Source organism: Paenibacillus sp. yr247 (assembly GCF_900103825.1).
Taxonomy (GTDB): domain Bacteria; phylum Bacillota; class Bacilli; order Paenibacillales; family NBRC-103111; genus Paenibacillus_E.
In genome coordinates, this window is sequence record NZ_FNIF01000038.1 from 26,759 (window position 1) to 32,950 (window position 6,192).

At 45.5% G+C, this 6,192-nt stretch carries 6 protein-coding genes; 1 reads left to right on the plus strand and 5 read right to left on the minus strand.

The genetic code is table 11. The features are described from left to right. Nucleotides 1-168: 168 nt before the first annotated feature. The gene (locus BLT91_RS28385; protein WP_090827427.1) at nucleotides 169-693 is read right to left on the minus strand and encodes a CBO0543 family protein; all 525 of its coding nucleotides are present in this window, start codon (nucleotides 691-693) and stop codon (nucleotides 169-171) included. A gap of 308 nt (nucleotides 694-1,001) precedes the next feature. On the opposite strand from BLT91_RS28385, the gene BLT91_RS28390 reads away from it, so the two are divergent. Beyond that, nucleotides 1,002-2,273 carry an erythromycin esterase family protein gene (locus BLT91_RS28390; RefSeq protein WP_175532567.1) on the plus strand — a complete coding sequence of 424 codons (1,272 nt, stop codon included), beginning with the start codon at nucleotides 1,002-1,004 and terminating at the stop codon, nucleotides 2,271-2,273. Between the two features lie 29 nt (nucleotides 2,274-2,302). Here the strand turns inward: BLT91_RS28390 and BLT91_RS28395 are convergent, their stop codons facing one another. The 4 genes from BLT91_RS28395 to BLT91_RS32080 all read right to left on the minus strand — a co-directional run. After that, nucleotides 2,303-3,397: a glycoside hydrolase family 88 protein gene (locus BLT91_RS28395; protein WP_090827429.1), complete on the minus strand. Its 1,095-nt coding sequence runs from the start codon at nucleotides 3,395-3,397 to the stop codon at nucleotides 2,303-2,305. Between the two features lie 6 nt (nucleotides 3,398-3,403). Then, the gene (locus tag BLT91_RS32410) at nucleotides 3,404-3,814 is read right to left on the minus strand and encodes a hypothetical protein (protein ID WP_217635290.1); all 411 of its coding nucleotides are present in this window, start codon (nucleotides 3,812-3,814) and stop codon (nucleotides 3,404-3,406) included. Continuing rightward, a complete protein-coding gene (locus tag BLT91_RS28400; RefSeq protein WP_217635291.1) occupies nucleotides 3,789-5,210 on the minus strand; it encodes a glycoside hydrolase family 2 protein in 1,422 nt (473 codons plus the stop codon). The genes BLT91_RS32410 and BLT91_RS28400 overlap by 26 nt, the downstream gene beginning before the upstream one ends. Nucleotides 5,211-5,700: 490 nt before the next feature. Then, a partial coding sequence (locus tag BLT91_RS32080; protein WP_090827431.1) for a hypothetical protein occupies nucleotides 5,701-6,192 on the minus strand: 492 nt, incomplete at its 5' end.

Genomic DNA, 6,192 nt, shown 5'->3' on the forward strand with positions numbered 1-6,192 from the left:
TGCCTTACTCTTTGTCCTTTTTCATATTATTTCCCATTGGCTGCCGGAGCAACCAAAGTAAGTGAATATGAAAATGAACTTAAAATAAAAGCTATCTTTAATAAGACAAAAAACCGCGCATCAATGCAGCGGCTTAAGAGGTTTGTCCCCATTAATCTTTGATATGCTTTATTTGGCATTGAGAACAGGCACATGAAACCACAGAAGAAGAAATACAGTTATAGGCACAGATAGGATGTACGCCCACATTGGTCGTTTATAATGTAGTAAAAGCATAGGAATCATAACGGATGCAAAGAAAACTGACCATGTATAAGTCCATCCATTGCTATATACGCATAGTCCATTTGAAATCATAATAAATTCTTCTAATAACCACAATACAATCCATATCAGAATATACAAAATCTGTTTAATGATATTTTTTTGCGGATAGCGATATAAGAAAATCAGCATTGTACTTGGATAAATTGTAAACATAATAAATAAGCTATTTGTCAAATGGTTCGGCAGTAAATTGGGTGGGTGTGGATACAACCATAATGAAAAGTCCCACGTAAGCAAGTTATAAAGCATATCGCCGAGAATGAAGTATTGGATTGTAGGCAGATACTTACGCCAATGCATCCAATCGCCCCACTTCCAAGCGGCAATCATGGAGACAAATGCAACCACAATAGGATACATGAACATGACACTCACACCCTCCTATTATTTTCAAAAATATGTAATATTTATCATATCCTCAATTCAGTAATCTTACACATCATGATGAGGGTTTCAACCCTCAAACAAAAAAAGGGACCTAGCCAACGGGGCTGGGTCCAAAGTTTATATTAAAAAAGGGGGTCTTGTTTATTATAATACCCCTTCTATGTTAGAGGATTGTAACAGAAATGTTCCAATTGTGTTACAAAAAAGCGATTCCATTCGAATCGCTTTTTTATGTGTTTTTTTGTACATACTACGGATGAAAATCATTAGGAATAGGAGTTAAACAGGTGAATGTTGAAGAAGCCATTGTGGAACAAATCAAGAAGCAGGCTGTGCATCTGAACACCGCGGAAGATTTGGATGTGTTGATCGATGCGATTGGAGATAAGAAGTATGTCTTACTCGGGGAGGCCACGCATGGGACATCGGAATTTTATAAGCTGCGCATGGAATTAAGCCGTAAATTAATTGAAACGAAAGGATTTTCCTTTATTGCGGTTGAGGGTGACTGGCCGTCCTGCTATGAGGTCAACCGCTATGTGAAGCAGTACAAAGATGCGAAACCAAACGCCCGTAATCTAATGGAAACATTTAATCGCTGGCCGACTTGGATGTGGGCAAATGAAGAGGTTGGGGAGTTGGTGGAGTGGCTGAATCAGCACAATGCGGATAGGCCGATGGAGCAGCGAGTCGGTTTTTACGGGCTGGATGTCTATAGTTTATGGGAATCATTAGATGAAATCGAACGCTATTTGCAGGAAAAAGGTACGCCCGAGCAGTTAGCCTTAGCGCGTGAAGCCTTTGAGTGCTTCGACTCGTACGAGAAGGAGGGGCAAAACTACGGTGTTTCCGCTGCTTTCTACGGCGAAAGCTGTAAGGATGATGTCGTGAAGCTGCTTAAGGAGCTTCACGCGAAACGCGTGCGGTACGAAGAAGACAGCGAAGCGGCCCTTAGCGCGGAATTGAACGCGCTTGTTGCCGTTAACGCGGAGGATTACTACCGCACGATGGTACGCCACGACGCGGAATCGTGGAATGTCCGCGACCGGCACATGGTCGAGGCGCTGCGCCGCCTCGCCGACTACCACGGCCCAGACGCCAAGGTCATCGTCTGGGAGCATAACACGCACATCGGCGATGCGCGTGCAACAGATATGGAGGCCGACGGCATGGTCAACGTCGGCCAGCTCGTGCGCGAAGCGCACGGCGAAGCCGATGTGTTCGCCATCGGCTTCGGCACTTATCGCGGCACGGTGATTGCCGCGAAATCCTGGGGCGCGCCGATGGCGGCGATGCAAGTGCCACCTGCCCAGCCGGGCAGCTGGGAGGAGCTCATGCATCGCGCGGGCGCGCACGACCAGATTCTCCTGCTGCGCAAGGAGGATCCAATTCTCGGGCACGAGGTGCTGAAGCATCGTGCCATCGGTGTCGTGTACCGCCCCACTTATGAACGCGGGAACTATGTTCCCTCGGTGATGGCCCGGCGGTACGACGCCTTCGTGCATGTGGACGAAAGCCATGCGCTTCGTCCCCTAACGATAGAAAAAGTGCTTGTGTGAAGTCACACAAGCACTTTTTTCAACTAGAATTAAAATATCCGATTAGACCAATTCATCAATTTAGCAGCTGTTTCGATATAGTAGTAGTCTCCATAAATAAGTCCCACATTCACATTTTGACCGGCAGGCTTATTCCCCGTTCCTTCTCTCAGAATCGACTCTCGTGATCCATCCAGATCCGCATAATCTCGAGTCAACGCATCCATAATTCGCATCGCTTGGTTACGATACAGATTGGCTTCTTCACTAGGGACAAGATCGGCAATTTCCAGAAGTCCAGAAGCAGCGCAAGCAGCGGCTGAAGTATCTTTGAGCTCCAGATCGGCATCTCCCGTGCGGAAATCCCACAAAGGAATCGGATCAACTATCGTATTCGCCATAAAATAATGGGCTACCCGCTTCGCCGCTTCCAAATACCTCGACTCCTTCGTGTAACGATACACATTGGCCAGCCCATGCAATGCCCAAGATTGTCCTCTGCTCCATGAAGAAGTCGGAGAGAAACCTTGCCCGCCTAACGCTTCGATATAAGCACCGGTGTCAGGGTCAAAGCTAACAATATGACAAACGGACCCGTCGTCCCGAATGAAATGTTCCAGTACAGTATCCGCATGAGACATGGCGACCTGTTTGAATCGCGAGTCACCGAGCTCCTCAGACGCCCATAAGAGTATGGAAAGATTCATACTAGAATCAATGATTGCCCAGCCATGCTTATCTTGATTCCATGCACGCAAGAAACGTCCTGCCTGATTGAAGCGACCTGCGAGGAAATTCGCGGCCTGCAGTCCTCTTCTTCGTCCATCCATATCGCCAGTCATGATATATTTCGCTACCGCAGTAGGCAGAAATTGAAAGCCGACATCATGATGAAAGTTATTTTCCTTTTGGAAGCAGGCTTCAATTTTTAAATCCCAATCCCATGCCTGCTGACGATACTTCTCTTCCTTGGTCATGTCGTACATGATCCATAAAATGCCCGGCCAAAAGCCGGAGGTCCACCAGTCCAAACGGATATCGTCATAGACGCCCTCTATGTCCACATGTGGAGATTTACTTCCAATCTGCTCAATCATCGTGTCAACTTTTTTCTGCAATGTTGGCCAGAGGTTCACTAGATCCATTCCAATTCACTCCTTGTCGGTTGTCTGTTCATTCAAACTGCTGACTTTCACGAATGTTGTATCCAATCCTTCTGCATGAACGGAGACGATTGACGTTCCACCTCGCGGATCAACGTAAATACGGGCACGCCCATTCGCTAACTCTAGTGTTCTTGCCCCTCTCACCGTACCTAGGTTATCAAGAAGCTTCCCCGTGCCAGCTAGTCCAAAGTGGACCAAGGTAGCGGCATCCTGGCAAAAAACACCCCATTTATCATAAGCGAGCACTTCCACATATACACTTGCGTCAGGGCTTATATGGGAAGTTAACCGTAGGAACGCAGGTGCTCCCCATGATTCGGTTTGATAATGGAACGTCGTATCGTCTTGTACTACGCTGTTACCTTCACCTTTAGCTACAGCAATGACATGATTCACCCCAGACTGCAGCTCTGTACCACCCCGCCCAAATCGAAGGCGAATACACATCTATAATGTCGCGGCAGAAATCACAACGCCTTATAGCAGTCAATCTTGTATCATCCAGCTCATGTGACAGCTGATGCAGTTCATGCATGAAATCTCGAATTTCTTGCTCATCAAAATGATTAAAATCAGCTTCCCAATCGTTCTCATTGCCGAGTCCCCACAAAATAATCGAGGGGTGATTGCGGTGCTGCTCAATCATGGCCGTCAGCATATCTTTGCACTGCTGACGGTAGCTGGTGCCTCCTAGGCCGCCGCGGCACCAAGGGATTTCTTCCCAAACGAGCAGTCCGAGCTCGTCACATTGATCCAGCACGATCCGCGATTGCTGATAGTGCCCTAAGCGAATGAAATTCGCGCCCATCTCCTTGATGAGCCTCATTTCCTCGCGAATCATCTCCTCCGTCATGGCTGCGCCAACACCGGCATGATCTTCGTGTCGGTGTGTCCCTCGGAGCAGCAATCTTTGTCCATTGAGATGAAAGGGTCCCTTTTCTATGAAGTCGAAATAGCGAAGACCAAACCTTACGGTAAGCGTTGTCTCAATTGTTTCTAATGTCTCTAATTGCAGCGTTACCTTGCAGGTATATAAATGAGGTGTATCAGGGCTCCAAAGCTTCGCATTTTCCACCGGAAACTGAGCAATGACTTCAGTGTCGGCCCAATTTTCCTTCACAATCACATCGGCAAATACCTCTTGCTCCGATTCGTCCCAGACTTGCAGTCGCAAGCTGATTTGACGTTTGTCCTTCTCAGGATTGTACAGCTTCACATGAACAGCTGCCTCAGCTCGATCCGCTGAAACATCGGTTATCACATGTACCGTTTCTATCGAAAGTGCAGGTACATAAACCAGATTTAGGTATCTGTAGAGACCACCGTATAGATTAAAATCACTAACATCAGATGGAATCGCTTCCAAATTTCTCGTGTTATCACAACGTATAGCAATGGGTACTTTGCTGCCGTAGTACTCAGGAAAGTTCCCCTCAGTTAGCCGGTCCGTGATATCTATCGTGAACTCATCATAGCCACCTTGATGCTCGCCAATGCGATCTCCAAAAACATATACTTCCGTGTGCTGCCCAGCCCCTTCGAAATGAAGCAGGGTTCTACCGTTTGGATACGGATTATGGATGGATAGTAATGTTCTATACCATCCTGGCCCTTGATAATAAGGCCTATCGGGGTCCATGGCATCCAGTGCATTAAAGCAATGCGGCAACTCGACGCCCAGCCAAGATAAGTTATAGTGATTGTTTAATTTATCTTTTCGCCATACTTCCCAAACCCCGCCTAAGGAGCCTTGAATATACTCCCAGCCATGAATCAATCGATGTGTAATCATAGAATCCCCCCTGATGTAATCGCCTATATCTTCTCATTATAAAGAAAAATAGAGGGTGTCACTAGGGATAAACTTATGTAGACTTGTCATTTTATAAGGTGCTTCAGCCCTTCACACGGTACCTCTAACGGGAAATACTCTAATCCGATATGCCCTGTGAACCCCGCCTCGTAAGTAGATTGTTGCATTGTTAAAGGTGAATATGAAACGGCTCTCTTTTATTTACCAGATGATTATGCGCTTAGAAATTGACTATTGTATCTCAGATTAAAGGGAAATAAAATTCGTATTTATGATAGTGAAAATGTAAGCTGTAGGCTATTTTTAATGTCATTTATTTTACCTCTTCCAAGCAATATTTCTCCACTAGAGGTAATAAAGTCATAAGATGCGCTGACAATTGACACCGCAGAAGACAAGCCAATATTTTTCACCGGAGAAGTAAACGACGAATCCCCCACTGGCCGAATTTGGCTAGAGGGGGATTTTTTTATTTCAAAATAATTTCTGTAGTTTTGTCTTCTCCAACTCTTTTGAAACTTTTATCTGAAGGACCGCTTACGACATAGTTCAAGCTGGTGATCGCTGATAAATCCCCTTTTATTTCAAAAACGATTTTTCCATTTTTGACAACTTTCCCAATAAACTCTCCGCCTACTTCTTGCGAGTGTAAGTATCCTTCCACTTGTTCTTTTGTATTTGTTATAATCTTCCCTTGCGTCACATGCCAATTTAGAGTGTCGTTAGAAGTGTTTTCCGTTTTCACATCGAATATTAATGCTTTAATTGGGCTCGAGAAGGAGTACTCTTTGTAAGCGGGATCTAAAGTTACTCTAGAGATATCCATCGTCATTGGCCCACTAGTGACATTTAATTTAACATCAAAGTATTTTGCAGGAGGAACATTTGCTTGATTTGGGTCAAAACCTTTTGCTGTTATGCTTATCTCCCTTTTATCAGCATCCCATTTAACGTCAGCCCC